The sequence below is a fragment of the Arthrobacter sp. PvP103 genome (assembly GCF_017833075.1).
Lineage (GTDB): Bacteria > Actinomycetota > Actinomycetes > Actinomycetales > Micrococcaceae > Arthrobacter.
Genome location: NZ_JAFIBQ010000001.1, coordinates 1,905,420 through 1,920,516, shown reverse-complemented (window position 1 = coordinate 1,920,516; position 15,097 = coordinate 1,905,420). Strand labels below are relative to the sequence as shown.

At 65.6% G+C, this 15,097-nt stretch carries 13 protein-coding genes; 6 read left to right on the top strand and 7 right to left on the bottom strand.

Annotated features, from left to right (window positions below):
• Positions 1-23: 23 nt before the first annotated feature.
• Positions 24-1,562 carry a cytosine permease gene (locus JOE41_RS08835; RefSeq protein ID WP_245200679.1) on the top strand — a complete coding sequence of 513 codons (1,539 nt, stop codon included), beginning with the start codon at positions 24-26 and terminating at the stop codon, positions 1,560-1,562.
• Positions 1,563-1,576: 14 nt separating this feature from the next.
• The gene (locus tag JOE41_RS08830; RefSeq protein ID WP_209752082.1) at positions 1,577-2,542 is read left to right on the top strand and encodes a polysaccharide deacetylase; all 966 of its coding nucleotides are present in this window, start codon (positions 1,577-1,579) and stop codon (positions 2,540-2,542) included.
• A gap of 239 nt (positions 2,543-2,781) precedes the next feature.
• On the opposite strand, the gene bcp is transcribed toward JOE41_RS08830, so the two are convergent.
• The 7 genes from bcp to JOE41_RS08795 form a co-directional block, all read right to left on the bottom strand.
• A complete protein-coding gene (gene bcp, locus JOE41_RS08825) occupies positions 2,782-3,261 on the bottom strand; it encodes a thioredoxin-dependent thiol peroxidase (protein ID WP_209752080.1) in 480 nt (159 codons plus the stop codon).
• Positions 3,262-3,346: 85 nt separating this feature from the next.
• Entirely contained in the window at positions 3,347-4,096 is a 750-nt protein-coding gene (locus JOE41_RS08820; protein WP_209752077.1) for a winged helix-turn-helix domain-containing protein, read from the bottom strand.
• A gap of 11 nt (positions 4,097-4,107) precedes the next feature.
• Positions 4,108-5,451, bottom strand: a complete 1,344-nt coding sequence (gene allB, locus JOE41_RS08815; RefSeq protein WP_011693518.1) for an allantoinase AllB — start codon at positions 5,449-5,451, stop codon at positions 4,108-4,110.
• Complete coding sequence (locus tag JOE41_RS08810) at positions 5,444-6,673, bottom strand: glycerate kinase (RefSeq protein WP_209752075.1); 1,230 nt, start codon at positions 6,671-6,673, stop codon at positions 5,444-5,446. Before JOE41_RS08810 ends, allB begins: the two co-directional genes overlap by 8 nt.
• Before the next feature lie 2 nt (positions 6,674-6,675).
• Complete coding sequence (gene gcl / locus JOE41_RS08805) at positions 6,676-8,454, bottom strand: glyoxylate carboligase (RefSeq protein ID WP_209752073.1); 1,779 nt, start codon at positions 8,452-8,454, stop codon at positions 6,676-6,678.
• Positions 8,455-8,598: 144 nt separating this feature from the next.
• Positions 8,599-9,477: a 2-hydroxy-3-oxopropionate reductase gene (locus tag JOE41_RS08800; protein WP_209752071.1), complete on the bottom strand. Its 879-nt coding sequence runs from the start codon at positions 9,475-9,477 to the stop codon at positions 8,599-8,601.
• Between the two features lie 48 nt (positions 9,478-9,525).
• A complete protein-coding gene (locus tag JOE41_RS08795) occupies positions 9,526-10,326 on the bottom strand; it encodes a hydroxypyruvate isomerase family protein (protein ID WP_209752069.1) in 801 nt (266 codons plus the stop codon).
• 343 nt (positions 10,327-10,669) lie between these two features.
• On the opposite strand from JOE41_RS08795, the gene JOE41_RS08790 reads away from it, so the two are divergent.
• The 4 genes from JOE41_RS08790 to JOE41_RS08775 all read left to right on the top strand — a co-directional run bounded on the left by JOE41_RS08790 (position 10,670) and on the right by JOE41_RS08775 (position 15,064).
• On the top strand, positions 10,670-11,668 hold the full coding sequence (locus tag JOE41_RS08790; RefSeq protein ID WP_209752066.1) for a LacI family DNA-binding transcriptional regulator: 999 nt from the start codon (positions 10,670-10,672) through the stop codon (positions 11,666-11,668).
• 203 nt (positions 11,669-11,871) lie between these two features.
• Positions 11,872-13,233 carry an ABC transporter substrate-binding protein gene (locus JOE41_RS08785; protein WP_011693512.1) on the top strand — a complete coding sequence of 454 codons (1,362 nt, stop codon included), beginning with the start codon at positions 11,872-11,874 and terminating at the stop codon, positions 13,231-13,233.
• Between the two features lie 2 nt (positions 13,234-13,235).
• A complete protein-coding gene (locus JOE41_RS08780) occupies positions 13,236-14,168 on the top strand; it encodes a carbohydrate ABC transporter permease (RefSeq protein WP_011693511.1) in 933 nt (310 codons plus the stop codon).
• The gene (locus JOE41_RS08775) at positions 14,165-15,064 is read left to right on the top strand and encodes a carbohydrate ABC transporter permease (RefSeq protein WP_011693510.1); all 900 of its coding nucleotides are present in this window, start codon (positions 14,165-14,167) and stop codon (positions 15,062-15,064) included. The genes JOE41_RS08780 and JOE41_RS08775 overlap by 4 nt, the downstream gene beginning before the upstream one ends.
• Positions 15,065-15,097: the final 33 nt, after the last annotated feature.

Sequence of the window (15,097 nt, the reverse complement as noted above, 5' to 3'; positions counted from 1 at the left end):
CCCTTTCTCCCACGGAGGCCCACATGCAAAACAACTCCACTGCAGTCCCGGCCGGCCACGTGCCCGCAGCCGGCGAAGACGTTGAAGCCTGGCTTCAGCCCATCCCCGAATCACAGCGGACCCGCAAGGTTTCCGGACAGTTCTGGATCTGGGCGGGAGCCAACCTGGCGCCCATCAACTGGGTGCTCGGCGCCCTGGGCATCCACCTCGGACTTGGCTTCGCCGACACCGTTACCGTCCTGGTTTTGGGGAACCTGATCGGCATGCTCCTGTTCGGCTGCTTCGTACTGCTGGGCCAGAAGACAGGTGCCACGGGCATGGTGCTGGCCCGCGCGGCATTTGGCCGGCGCGGAAACTACCTTCCCGCCGCCATCCAGGCACTACTGGTCATCGGCTGGTGCGCCGTCAACACCTGGATCATCCTGGACCTTGTCATGGCACTCTTTGGCACCCTCGGCTGGGTGGACCCGACAGCCCACAACTACGCCTGGAAGATCGGTGTCGCCACCACCATCATGGCTGCGCAGGTTGCCATCGCCTGGTTCGGCTACAAGGCTATTGCGGCTTTTGAAAAGTGGACCGTGCCGCCCACCATCATCATCCTCGCGGTGATGTCCGCCGTCGCCTGGTTCGGCATGAAGATCAACTGGTCCTACGCCGGACCCGCCGGCAACATCCTCGAAGGCTCGGAGCGGATCGCGGCCATGAGCGCCGTTATGACGGCCATCGGCATCGGCTGGGGAATCACCTGGTTCACCTACGCCGCTGACTACTCCCGTTTTGTGAGCACCGAGGTGCCGAAGCGCAAGGTCTACCTGGCCTCAGTGCTGGGGCAGTTCATCCCGGTCGTCTGGCTCGGAGTCCTGGGCGCCAGCCTTGCAACCAACAGCGGCGAGATCGACCCCGGAAAACTCATCGTGCAAAACTTCGGAGTCCTCGCGCTTCCGGTACTCCTGATGGTCCTGCACGGACCCATCGCCACCAACATCCTGAACATCTACACCTTCTCAGTCGCAACCCAGGCCCTCGACATCACCATCAGCCGCCGCAAGCTCAATCTGTTCGTCGGCGTTTTCTCGCTCATCGCCGTCGTATTCTTCATCTTCCAGGAGGACTTCGCCTCCGTCCTGGATGCGTGGCTGATCGGTCTCGTGGCCTGGGTGGCCGCCTGGGGCGGCGTCATGCTGGTGCATTTCTTCTGGATCGAGAAGCGCTGGCCCGGCGAGGCCTCACGGCTGTTCGACGGCGTGGGCACTAAGCGGCTCCCCGGAGTCAACTGGGCGGGCGTCGTGTCCCTCCTGGTCGGCATTTTCGCCACCTGGCTGTTCATGTACGGCCTGGTTCCCGCAATGCAGGGCCCCATCGCAGTGGCACTGGGCGGCTGGGACCTCTCCTGGCTCGCCGGCGGCGTCAGCAGCGCAGCGTGTTACGCAGTTCTTGGCCCCCGGGTCCACCGGAAATTTCTGGCCGGCGGCGCCGCTGAGCCGGTCCAGGTAATCGTCCCGGAGACGACGGTCCCGGAACCTTCAGCCCGCCCGTCAACCACCGCAGTTTCGCTGTAGAAAGGATTCGGACCATGGAATTCCCCGCCTTCCCGGACTCCGCCCATCCCATCACCTGGCCCGAAGGGTTCCGGGCGGCCGCGTCCTTCACCTTCGATGTGGACGCGGAATCATGCACCATTGCGCACGACCCCACCAGCACCCGCCGGATGTCGCTCATGACGCACCAGTCCTATGGGCCCAAGGTTGCAGTGCCCCGGCTGCTCCAGATCCTGCAGCGCCAGGACATCCAGGCCACGTTCTTCATTCCCGGATTCACGGCTGAAAGCTACCCCGACGTGGTGCGCCGGATTGTGGACGCCGGCCACGAAATCGCCCACCACGGCTACCTGCACGAACCCATGCAGGGCATCGACGCGGCCACCGAGGCGAGGTACATCGACCGCGGGCTGGAAGCGCTGGCCAAGGTCGCCGGTGTCCGGCCGGTCGGTTACCGGGCCCCGTGGTGGGAACTGAACTGGCACTCGCCAGCGCTCCTTGCGGACCGCGGCTTCCTCTACGATTCAAGCCTGCTCGACGGCGATGCACCGTACCGCTTCAGCGTCGGCGAGGGCGATTCCAGGGACCTGGTGGAAATCCCGGTGGATTGGGCGCTCGACGACTGGGAGCAGTACGCGTTCTATCCCGGGGTCACCGGCAGCGGCGTCATCGAAAGCCCCGCCAAGGTCCTGGAAATGTGGACGCTGGAAGCGGAGGCACACCATGCGGCCGGGAGTTGCTTTGTACTGACCAATCACCCGTTCATCTCCGGCCGGCCCTCGAAAGCCGTGGCCCTGGAACAGCTGATCAGCCGCGTCAAGGACATGGACGGAATGTGGGTCACCACCATGGCCGGGATCGCCCAGCACATCCGGGACACGGTCACCGAAGTCCACAGCCACGCACGGATTGAGGTTCCGGGATTCCCCGACGCCGGCGCCCGTTTCACCCCGGCACAGGTGCGCCAGCCAGCGCTGGCCGCTGAACCGGCCGGTCGCTAGCCACCGGAGGCCCGAGCCGGCGAACCAATCACCGGCGGCCCCAACCACCCTCGGCCCCAACCACCGGAACGCTCTCTCACCATTTACAGGAAAAGCCGGAACGCTCTCTCACTCGGTGAGTGAGCGTTCCGGCTTTTGTTGCGATAAGTGAGAGAGCGTCGGCCCAGATCCCGCCGGAAGTGAGAGAGCGTCGGCCCAGATCCCGCCGGAAGTGAGAGAGCGTCCGGCGGGAGGAGGGGCTAGAGGCCCAGGGTTTCCTTCAGCGCTGCGACGTGGCCCTGGGCCTTGACCTGGTACTGGGCCAGCTTCACTCTGCCCTCGGGGTCGAGCACCACGGTGGAGCGGACGATTCCTTCAGTGACCTCGCCATCGCGCAGCTTTTCGCCCCAGGCGCCGTAGGCGAGGGCCACGGAGTGGTCCTCGTCGGCCAGGAGCGGGAAGGTCAGGGCAAAGTCGCCGGTGAAGTGGGCCAGCTTTTCGGGAGCGTCGGGGGAGACGCCCAGGACCTCGTAGCCGGAGCCCTGCAGGGACTCGAGGCTGTCGCGGAAGTCGCACGCCTCCGTGGTGCAGCCGGGCGTGGCCGCTTCGGGGTAGAAGTACACGATGACGTTCTTGCCGCGGTAATCGGCCAGCGAGGTGGGCTTGCCCTCAGCGTCCGGCAGGGTGAAGTCCGGTGCCTGGGTTCCGGGCTGGAGCTTGGTGGTCAGAGTGGGGCTCATAATGATCCTTCGGGAGTCTGTTGCTGACAAAAGAGCTGCGTAAACAACGGGGTGGGGCAGACGGCTGTATGGCACAACCACCGGTTCAGATGCTGTATTCCGCGGGGCCGCGAACTTTAGTGTGCGCGCCCGGGACGAACTGGTAGCCGCCGCCGCGCACTGTGGCGATGGCGTGCCGGCCGCGGCGCAGCTTCCGGCGCACCCGCCCCACGTATACATCGATAGAGCGCGAGGCCGCCGCTGGGGAATCAAAGGATTCCAGGAACAGCCGCAGTTCCTCCCGGCTGACGGTCCGCGAGCAATTTTCCACGAGGTAGCGCAGCAGCTTGAACTCGACGCCGGTGAGCGCCACCAGCTTGCCGTCCAGCCGGACCTCACCCGCGGCGAGGTCCACGGACACCAGGCACGCGGGACCGGCCGACGGCGTCAGGGGAGTGGCGCCGTCGTCGTCCCCTTCCGGGGAGTCCTCCGTAAGGGGCGACGACGGCACCCGGGTTCCGCTGCGGGCTGCCCCGTGCGGTCCCCCCGGCAGGGCAGCCTCGGCAGCGGAAGTTGCAGCTCCGGCGGCGGGCCAGACGTGGACTTCCGCCTCCGGAGCAATCTTGAGGGCACGCGCCAGCAACAGTTCCGCGGCGCGCGCCATAACGGCGTCGTCAATGTCCTGGCCGTCGTCCGGGGTTACCCAGACGGCCAGGCCATGGGCTTTGAGCTGCGCACCCGGCTGCGCCGGACCGGGCTGCCCCGGACCGGCCTGCGCCGGACCGGGCCGCCCCGGGCCAGCCTGCGCCGGGCCCGCAGTGCATATGCCGCGCGGGGAATGTACCTGGACAGCCATGGCGTGGTGCCTCAGACGCCGCCGCGGCGGATCAGCTTGCCGCCGGGGGTCTGGCCGTCGATTTCATGTCCGCGCAGGAATGTCTTCCGGACCACGCCGGAGAGTGCCTTGCCGTCGTAGGGCGTGATGGGGTTCTTGTGCTTGAGCTTGGAAACGTCCACCACGAAGGCCTCATCGGGCGCGAAGACCGAGAAGTCGGCGTCGAAACCGAGCGCCAGTTGGCCCTTGTTTGAAAGGCGTGCCAGGGCGGCCGGCTTCTCTGCCATCCAGGAAACAACCTGCTCCAGCGGGATGTTGCGGTGCCGGGCCTCGGTCCAGATCAGCGACAGGCCAAGCTGCAGCGAGGAGACGCCGCCCCAGGCCACAGCGAAGTCGCCGTTTTCCAGGTCCTTCAGGTCAAGCGTGGACGGGGAGTGGTCGGAGACGATGCAGTCGATGGTGCCGTCCTGCAGTCCCTTCCAGAGGAGCTCGCGGTTGGAGGCTTCGCGGATGGGCGGGCAGCACTTGTAGGCGGTGGCGCCGTCCGGGATCTCCTCGGCCATCAGGGTGAGGTAGTGCGGGCAGGTCTCCACAGTGAGGTGCACGCCGTCGCGCTTGGCGCTGGCGATCATCGGCAGCGCATCGGAGGAGGAGAGGTGCAGGATGTGGGCGCGGGCGCCGGTCCAGCGGGCCCGTTCGATCACCTCGGCGATGGCCTTGTTCTCTGCGCCGCGGGGGCGGGATGCCAGGAAGGTGGAGTAGTGGTCGCCGCCCGGATGCGGTGCGCGGTCAATGGCGTGCGAGTCCTCGGCATGGACGATCATGAGCGAGTCGAAGGACTTGAGCTCGGCCATGTCTTCTTCCATCTCGTCCGCCTCCAGGTGCGGGAACTCGTCCACGCCGGAGTGCAGCAGGAAGCACTTGAAACCGAACACACCTTCGTCGTGCAGCGGGCGCAGGTCCGCCTTGTTGCCGGGCACGGCGCCGCCCCAGAAGCCGACGTCCACGAACGCCTGGTCCTCGGCCACTTCGCGCTTGAGCTTAAGGCCTTCAACGGTGGTGGTGGGCGGGATGGAGTTCAGCGGCATGTCGATGATGGTGGTGACGCCGCCGGCTGCCGCGGCGCGGGTGGCGGACGCGAAGCCCTCCCACTCGGTGCGGCCGGGCTCGTTGACGTGGACGTGGGTGTCCACAAGGCCGGGGATCAAGGTTTCGTCGTCGGCGAGTTCGATCACTTCGGCGCCGGCCAGGCCGTTGCCGAGCGGTTCGATGGCCACGATCTTGCCGCCGCGCACGCCCACTTCCCGGGGTGCGATGCCGGCCGTGGTGAGGATACGCTGCCCCCGGATAACGAGGTCAAAGCTTTCTTCAGACATTGAGGGGCTCCTTAGTGCGGGCGTTGTTCGCTGGCGCGGCGGAATCAACCGTGGTGGCGGCCCGGGTCAGGTCCGCCAGTTCCGCGCCGATGTGCTTTCCCAATTGTTCAAGCAGGGGTGCTGCTTCGGCTATACATATTTCTACCTTGGCCTCCAGCGAGGTCAGGGGGTAGACCTGCCGGAATCCGGAATCCTTTTGCTGCTCCGGCGTCAGCGTGGTCCGCCCGCAGACGGCCACCACCGGAACGCCGGCCCGGGCGGCCGCTCGCGCCACGCCCATGGGCGTTTTACCGAGCAAACTCTGTTCGTCCAGGCTGCCTTCCCCGGTGATCACCAGGTCTGCCCCGGCCAGCCGGTCGGCGAGCCCGGTGAATTCAAGCACGACGTCGATGCCCGGCCTGCGCGTCGCGGCCAGGACGGCTATGGCCGCGTAGCCAACACCGCCCGCCGCTCCGGCGCCCGGTGCGTCCGCGGCCTTCAGCGCGCGGGGCCCGATCTCGGCGGCGAGGACATCCACAAAGTGTGCAAGCGCGGCATTAAGGATGGACACGTCCTCCGGGTCGGCACCCTTCTGCGGGCCGAAGATCGCCGCGGCTCCTTCGGTTCCGAGCAGCGGGTTGTCCACGTCGCTGGCTAGGACGAAGCGTGTCTCGTCCAGCCGCGAATCGAATCCGGAGAAATCGATCCGGTCCAGCCTGGCGAGGGCCGCGCCGCCGGGCGGAAGTTCGTTGCCGTCGGCGTCGAGGAGCTGGGCGCCGAGTCCCTGCAGGACGCCGGCGCCGCCGTCGGTGTTGGCGCTCCCGCCGACGCCCAGGATGATCTGCCGGCATCCGGCGTCGAGCGCTGCCCGGATCAGTTCACCGGTGCCCAGGCTGGTGGCACCCCTGGCGCTGGCGGAATCCGGCCGGCCGGATGAGCCGCCTTCAGCGGGCAGGACGGCGAGCCCGGACGCGGCGGCCATCTCAATGACCGCCTCACGGCCGCGGACCGCGAAGTCCGCCCGGAGCGGCTGCCCGGTGGGGCCGCTGACCATGGCGCTCCTGCGTGTGAAGCCGGAGCCGACGGCGGCATCGAGGGTGCCCTCGCCGCCGTCGGCCACCGGAATCCGGAGCACGTCAAGGTTGTGGCCGGTCGCCGACTGCAGCCCGGCATCCAGGTGCCGGGCCACCTCCGGGGCGGACAGCGAGCCCTTGAACTTGTCCGGTGCGATCACGATCCGCATGATTAGGCCTGCATCGCCAGGATGGCGGTGGGGGCGTCGGCGCTGGTCTCGGCCAGTTCCTCGAACTCGTTCACCGCGTTGATTTCCACGCCCATGGAGATGTTGGTGATCTTTTCCAGGATCACTTCAACCACCACGGGAACCTTGAACTCGCCGGCCAGTGCCTTCGCCTTGTCGAAGGCGGCACCCAGATCGTTCGGGTTCTCCACCCGGACGGCCTTGCAGCCCAGGCCCTCGGCCACCTTGACGTGGTCCACGCCGTAGCCGTTTGTTTCCGGTGAGTTGATGTTCTCGAAAGCCAGGGACACGTTCTGTTCCATGTTGAAGCCGCGCTGGGACTGGCGGATCAGGCCCAGGTAGGAGTTGTTCACCACCACGTGGATGTACGGCAGGTTGAACTGCGCGCCCACGGCCAGTTCCTCGATCATGAACTGGAAATCGTAGTCACCGGACAAAGCAACAACGGTCTCGTCCGGCTTGCCGCGCACCACGCCCAGGGCGGCCGGAGCGGTCCAGCCCAGGGGCCCTGCCTGGCCGGCGTTGATCCACTTGCGCGGGCCGAAAACGTGCAGCATCTGCGCGCCGGCGATCTGGGACAGGCCGATGGTGGAAACGTAGGTGGTGTCCTTGCCGAAGGACTTGTTCATCTCCTCGTACACGCGCTGCGGCTTGATGGGGATGTTCTCGAAGTGCGTCTTGCGGTGCAGGGTAGCCTTGCGCTCCTGGCATTCGGCGGCCCAGGCGGAGTAGTCCGGCAGGGATCCGGCGGCCTGGCGTTCGCGGGCCAGTTCAACCAGCCCGGTCAGCGCTGCGCCGGCGTCGGACGCGATGCCGAAGTCCGGGGAGAACACGCGGCCGATCTGCGTGGGCTCGATGTCGATGTGCACGAACGTGCGGCCGGCCGTGTAGGTGTCCAGCCCTCCGGTGTGGCGGTTGGCCCAGCGATTGCCGACGCCGATCACGAAGTCGCTGCGCAGGTAGTTCTCGTTGCCGTAGCGGTGCGAGGTCTGCAGGCCCACCATGCCGGCCATCAGGGGGTGGTCGTCGGAGATGGCGCCCCAGCCCATCAGGGTGGGGATGACCGGAACGCCCAGCAGTTCGGCCAGTTCCACCAGCTGCTCGGAAGCGCCGGCGTTGATGATGCCGCCGCCGGCCACGATCAGCGGGCGCTCGCCTGCGGTCAGCATGTCCAGGGCCTTTTCCAGCTGCTTGCGGCTGGCCTTGGGCTTCTCCACGGGCAGGGGCTCGTAGGTGTCGATGTCGAATTCGATCTCTGCCATCTGCACGTCGATCGGCAGGTCCAGCAGCACCGGGCCGGGACGGCCGGAGCGCATCAGCTGGAAGGCCTTCTGGAAGGCGCCCGGAACCTGGCCGGGCTCCAGGATGGTCATGGCCATCTTGGTGACAGGCTTGGCGATGGACTCGATGTCCACGGCCTGGAAGTCTTCCTTGTGCAGCTTGGCAACGGGGGCCTGGCCGGTGATGCAGAGCATGGGGATGGAATCGGCCCAGGCCGCGTACAGCCCGGTGATCATGTCCGTGCCGGCCGGGCCGGAGGTGCCGATGCAGATGCCGATGTTTCCATCCGCGGCACGGGAGTAGCCGTCCGCCATGTGGCTGGCGCCCTCAACGTGGCGGGCCAGCGTGTGGCGGATGCCGCCGTGGTTCCGCATGGCGGAGTAGAACGGGTTGATCGCCGCGCCTGGCAGGCCGAACGCCTCAGTGGCGCCCTCCTTTTCCAGGATCGCGACGGCAGCGTCTACGGTGCGCATCTTGGTCATTGTGTACTCCTAGGGGAAGTCTGTTTTTGGGTGTGATGAAGGAAGGCCCGGCGTTCGTCGCGGGGCACTTTGCGGGATTCGCCGTCGTAAATTACGACGGCGGCCGGCGTGTCCGTGTCGAAGTGCCCCGTTTCGGGGCGGCTCCTACTTCCGGCCGCTGAGCTGGAGGACCTGCTTGAAGAGGCCCGAGTGGTCCAGGCCGCCGTCGCCCTGGTTGACGGTGGCGGCGACGAGCTGTGCGACGACGGCGCCGAGGGGAACGGCGACGTTGGCTTCGCGGGCTGCGGAAGTGACGATGCCGAGGTCCTTGTGGTGGAGGGCCAGGCGGAAGCCGGGGTCGAAGTTGCGGTCCAGCATCTTCTGGCCCTTCTGGTCCAGGACCTTGGAGCCGGCGAGGCCGCCGCCGAGGACCTTGAGGGCTGCGTCGGTGTCCACGCCGTAGGCCTCGAGGAAGGCGATGGCCTCAGCCAGGACCTCGATATTGACTGCCACGATCAGCTGGTTGGCGGCCTTGACGGTCTGGCCGGAGCCTGCCGGGCCGACGTGGACGATGGTCTTGCCGACGGCGTTCAGGACGTCCGAGGCTGCCTCGAAGTCGGCCGCTTCGCCGCCCACCATGATGGAGAGTGCGGCGTCGATGGCACCCTGCTCGCCGCCGGAGACCGGGGCGTCGAGGGCACGGATGCCGGCTGCCTTGGCGTCGTCCGCCAGCCGCTTGGCCACGTCCGGACGGATGCTGGATGCGTCGATCCAGAGGGTGCCCTGCTTGGCGTTGGCGAAGACGCCGTCCTTGCCGCTGACTACACCCTCAACATCGGGGGAGTCGGGGACCATGGTGATGACGACGTCGGCGTCCTTAACAGCGTCCGCGATGCTCGTGGCGCCCTTGCCGCCTTCGGAGACAAGCTTGTCGATCTTGTCCTGGCTGCGGTTGAAGCCGGTGACGGTGTGGCCGGCCTTGACCAGGTTGATGGCCATGGGCAGGCCCATGATTCCGAGTCCGATGACTGCAACGTTGCTCATGATGGTTCTCTTTCTGAAGTCTGTGGTGGTGCCGGTGGGGGTCGAAACCTACTGCGAGACGCGCTGGCGGATGGCCCAGCTGAAGGCCGTTTCCTGCGGTTCCTTGTATTCGAGGCCGATGTAGCCCTCGTAGCCGAGTTCGCGGCTGCGGGCGATCCATTCGCCGAGGGGAAGCTCACCGGTTCCGGGAGCCCCGCGGCCGGGGTTGTCGGCGATCTGGATGTGGCCGAAGTCCTTTGCGTGCTTTTCGATGACTGCGGCGACGTCGTCTCCGTTGACGGCCAGGTGGTAGAAGTCGGCGAGGAGCTTGATGTTCTCAGCGCCGGACTCCTCCTTGACCCGGGCAATGACGCTGAGGGCGTCCTGGGCCTTGAGGAGCGGGTACCTGGGGGCGCCGCTTACTGGTTCCAGGAGGACGGTGCCGCCGATACGGCCGACGCCGGCAGCTGCCCTTGCGAGGTTTTCGGCGCCGATGGCGTCCTGCTGTTCGGCCGATTCGCCGTCGATGCGGTTGCCGTAGAGGGCGTTGAAGGCCTTGCAGCCGAGGCGCTCACCAATGCCGGCGACAACGTCGATGTTGTCCTGGAATTCGGTGGAGCGTGCAGGCCAGGAAACCAGGCCGCGATCGCCGCCGGGCATGTTGCCGGCGTTGAAGTTCAGGCCCGTGAGCTGAACGCCGGCATCCTTGATGGCGGTTTCAAACTCGTTGATCTGGGCGTCCGTGGGGACGGAGGACTCGAAGGGCCACCAGAACTCGACGGCGTCAAAACCGGCTGCCTTCGCGGCGGCGGGGCGCTCGAGCAAGGGCAGCTCCGTCAGGAGGATGGAGCAGTTCACTGTGTACGTCATCGTAGGTCCTTCCGAGGAGGGGCTTTGATCTATCTTCCTCTTTGCTTGCCTCTGCCTGTTCGGCGCCGAAGCATTTCCGCTTTGTGGAATTTAGATTCTGCTTTATGAAAAGTTTAGGGAACGCTGGGGTGCGAGTCAAGGGGGCAGGGCGGGTGCGGGCGTGAGGCATATCGAAATGGGGGGTCCGGGGCCGCATCCGCTGCGCCCACACATGGGCCATGCCCTTGTCCGCTTGACTCTGACATCGCCGTTCGCCCCTGCGACTATGCTGAGGAACGCCCGTAAGGCACGGCGGTGGTATGGCGGCAAGGACCAGTGTCACTGGTCGCGGAAGGACAATCGAATGGCGCGAGCGACAGTCCAGGACGTCGCCCGAACGGCGGGGGTGTCCGTGGGGACGGTGTCCCGTGTCCTAAACGGAAGTCCGGCTGTCAGTGAGGCGAGCAAGGAAAAGGTCAATGCCGCAATCCGCCAGCTCAGCTATCGGCCGCTTGCCTCGGCCCGGGACCTTCGCCGGGACCGGACAATGCGTGTTTTGGCCCTCGCCAAGAACCTGGATTCTTTGGTGATTAGTGAAGTCTTCCGGGGTGTGGGCGACGCTGCCGCGGAATCGGGCTATGTCAGCCTCATCGCGGCGACGTCCGGGGACCTGGAGCGCGAACAGCAACTGGTGGACATGCTGCGGAATGGCTCCGTGGATGGACTTGTCCTGTTTTCTCCGACGATGTCGGATCAGGAAGTTGATGCCGTTGCCGAGCAGATGAGCGTGGTCCAGGTCTGTGAGATCGTCGACGCCGAAGCGGCCTTCGGTGTGTCCATCGACGACCGTCAGGCCGCGTATGACATCACCCGACACCTGATCGACACCGGCGGCAAGAGGCTGGCCATGCTCGCGCACAGAGGCGCCCGCTCCGGCCGGCTGCGCGAAGAGGGCTTTCGGCAGGCGCTCGCCGAATCGGGCTTGGCGCCGGACAGAATCCTGTTCGGCGAAGGCAATTTCGGCTTCCACTCAGGGCGCGCTCTTGCGCGGAAACTGCTGGAGGCCGGGGACCTTCCGGACGCGGTGTTTTGCGGCACCGACATCGTTGCGGCCGGGTGTGTCCGTGAACTCACCGACGCCGGGTTGCGGGTTCCGGACGACATTGCCGTGGCAGGTTTTGATGACTCGGCCCAGGCGGAAATGTGCGTCCCGGAACTGACCACGGTCCGGCAGCCGGCCTATGAGATGGGCCGTGTGGCATTCGCTGAGCTCCTCGAAAGGATGACCGTGCCGGGCGCCCACCGCCGCGGCCGGACTTTCCTCCCCCACGAGCTCGTGGTGCGGGACTCCACCAAGGGCTAAAGAAACAGGGTTGACAGCCTCGAGTGGTCCCTGTCACACTACTTTGGAATCGATTCCACAGCCGCGGGAACCTATATTTTTCGCAGTTTTGGAATCGATTCCAAAATTCAATGGACCATCGGCAAAGAAGCCATGTTTAGGGTGCGCGGCAGCCGCCGCCCCCTGAACTTCCCACCGCCCACAGACCCCCAAAGGAGCCACTTGTGGACTTGATTCGACCTGCTTCTCCGCTCCAGGAGGACACCGCAACATCACAGACGTCAGCACACATCACTGAACTGCGCGCAGGTTCCTTGCGGACCCGCTTGGTGACTGTCGCCGCAGCGGCTATCGCTGCAGGCCTCCTGATCAGCGGTTGCGGCGGGGGAGCCGCACCCCAAGGTGCGGAACAGGCGGCTGCTGCCGATCCGGCGTCGGGCGCTAATGCAGGCGGCAGCGTCAACATCTGCGGCGTCAAGGACGCGTCGGGGATCTACAAAGGCACTGCGGCGGCATTCACCAAGGCGAACGGCAAGGTCACGGCCAAGTACACCGAGATCGGTGCCACCACAGACGAGGCCCGCACCCAGATCGTCCAGCGGCTCGAAGGTAAGTCCACTGAATGCGATATCTTCCTCACGGACGTCATTTGGACCTCCGAGTTCGCATCCCAGGGCTGGCTGCTGGACCAGACCAAGCTGGTAGAGGCCAACAAGGACCGGCTCATTCCGTCCACGGTGGAGACCACCAAGTACCAGGACAAGTACTGGGCCTCGCCGTTCTTCACGAACGCCGGATTGGTCTACTACCAGAAGGACAAGGTGGCCAAGCCTGAGACGTGGCAGCAGCTCTACGCAGAAGCAGCCAAGGCGCCCGGCAACGGATACGTCTACCAGGGCAAGCAGTACGAGGGCCTGACGGTGAACTTCCTCGAAATGCTCTACAGCGCGGGCGGCGAAGTACTCGACGACAAGGGCGAGGTGGCGATTGATTCGCCGGAGACCCGCGAGGTCCTCGATTTCATGAGCAACGGGCTCAAGAACGGCTCAGCTGACCGCGCAGTCCTGACCTATAACGAAGATCCCGCCCGTCTCGCTTATGAGTCCGGCAACTTCGGCTACCAGCGCAACTGGCCGCATGTATACCGCCTGCTCAACGCCACATCACTGGCCGGCAGTTTTGGCGTGGCGCCGCTGCCCGCATGGGAAGGCGGCAAGGCGTCCGGCGTGCTGGGTGGCTGGAACCTGGCCATCTCCGCCCACGCCACGAACCAGTCCGGGGCCGTGGCGTTCATCGACTTTGCCACCACGCCGGAATGGCAGAAGCACGTGGCCATGGATTACTCCCAGGCCCCGGTCAATGAAGCCGCCTATTCTGATGCGGCAGTTCTCCAAAAGATGCCCTTCGCCACCGAACTGCTCGCGTCCGTCAAGGGTGCCAAGCCCCGCCCGATCTCCCCGGTCTACCCGCAGATCTCCCAGGCGATCTACAAGAACGTCTATGCCGTCCTTTCCGGTACAGCCTCCGCCGAGGACGCCGTGAAAAAGATGGCCGAGGAGATCACCACCGCCAAGGCGAGCTTTTAGACATGGCCAATAAAACACTTGTTCCCGGTCGCGGAGTGAACGGCCGCGACCGGGCCGAGCGGCGGCTGGCGGTCCGCATGACGGCCCCCTCCCTGGTCATCATGGCCCTGGTGGCGGCGGTCCCCATTGGCTACGCGATCTGGCTCTCCCTGAACCAGTACAGCGTCCGCACTGCAGGCCTCTCCCGATTCGTCGGTCTGGAGAACTACATCTCTGCCCTGAGCAGCTCTCAATGGTGGGCTGCCTTCGGCCAGACGTTCCTCTTCGCCGGACTTTCGGTCTCCTTGGAGTTGGTGCTCGGTACGGCCATGGCCTTGTTGCTCAACCTCGCGTTCAAGGGCCGCGCCCTCCTGCGCACAGTGGTTCTGCTGCCCTATGCCATCATCACCGTGGTCAGCGCCATCACTTGGCAGACGATGTTCCAGCCGAACATGGGCCTGGTAACCAACGTCCTCTCCGCGCTCGGACTGCCCGGCGGCGATGTCGTCTGGCTCGGCGAGCACGGATACGCCATGGCCGTGATCGTTCTGGCCGACGTCTGGAAGACCACGCCGTTCGCGGCACTCATCATCCTGGCCGGCCTGCAGGTCATCTCCTCCGAGACCTACGAGGCCGCAGAACTCGACGGCGCCAGCAAGTGGCAGGCATTCGTACACATCACCCTGCCGCTCCTGCGTCCTGCAATCGTCCTTGCGGCGATCTTCCGCACCATGGATGCCCTGCGCGTCTTCGACCTGCCGTTCGTGCTGACCCGCGGCGCGAACGGCACCGAGTCCATGTCGATGCTGGCCTACACCCAGTTGCGCGAAAACCGGCTGGTGGGTGAAGGATCGGCGCTGTCCATTCTGACCTTCCTGACCGTCATGGTGGTCTCCGTCATTTACGTCCGCTTCGCCGGCGGCAACATCCGCGAAGTCGCCAAGGAGGAACAATGAGCACGCTGACTGCAGAACGCCCGACGGCGGAACCCGCCACCCGCCCCAGGGCACCGAAGCGTCGGCTCCGGGGCGAAGCGAAACTGCACCCGCTTGTTTGGGTGTTCGTCGTGGCCGTCATGGGCTTCTCGCTCATACCGTTTTACTGGCTGGTGAACACCTCGCTCAAGACGGGGGCGAGCCTGTCCCAGGGCGAGCTCTACCCGAGCCAGCCCACCTTTGAGAACTACCTTGTGGTATTCCAGAACCCCGAGTTCCTCCTGGCCCTGCGCAACTCCGTGATTATCGCCGTCGTCACCACCACAGTGGCACTGGTGTTCGCATCGTTCGCTGCTTATGCCCTGGCCAGGCTGAAGATGCGCCGCAAGGCCTTGATCCTGACGCTGATCCTCTCGGTGACAACTTTCCCGGCCATCGCCATCGCGGCCCCGTTGTTCTCCATCTGGCGGGAAATCGGACTGTACGACACACTGCTGGGCCTCATCATCCCGAAGCTGACGTTCGCCTTGCCGCTGGCGATTTACACGCTGACGTCCTTCTTCAAGGAGATCCCGCGGGAACTCGAGGAATCCGCGTACATGGATGGCGCCACGCCGTTCACCGCCTTCCGCAAAGTCATCCTGCCCCTGGCGGTCCCCGGCCTGGCCACGACAGCGATCCTGGTGTTCATCTCGGTCTGGAACGAATTCCTCCTTGCCGTCACCCTGACCACCTCGCCGGAGGCCCGCCCGGTCCCGGTCGCGATTGCCTTCTTCAGTGGAACCAGCGAGTTCGACCAACCACTGGGCACCATCAGCGCCGCGTCGGTGATCATCACGGTCCCGCTCGTCATCCTTGTGCTCTTGTGCCAGAAGCGCATCGTTTCGGGCATGACGGCCGGCGCCGTCAAGGGCTAGCCACCACTGGCAGCAGACCCGTCCACAGACTTC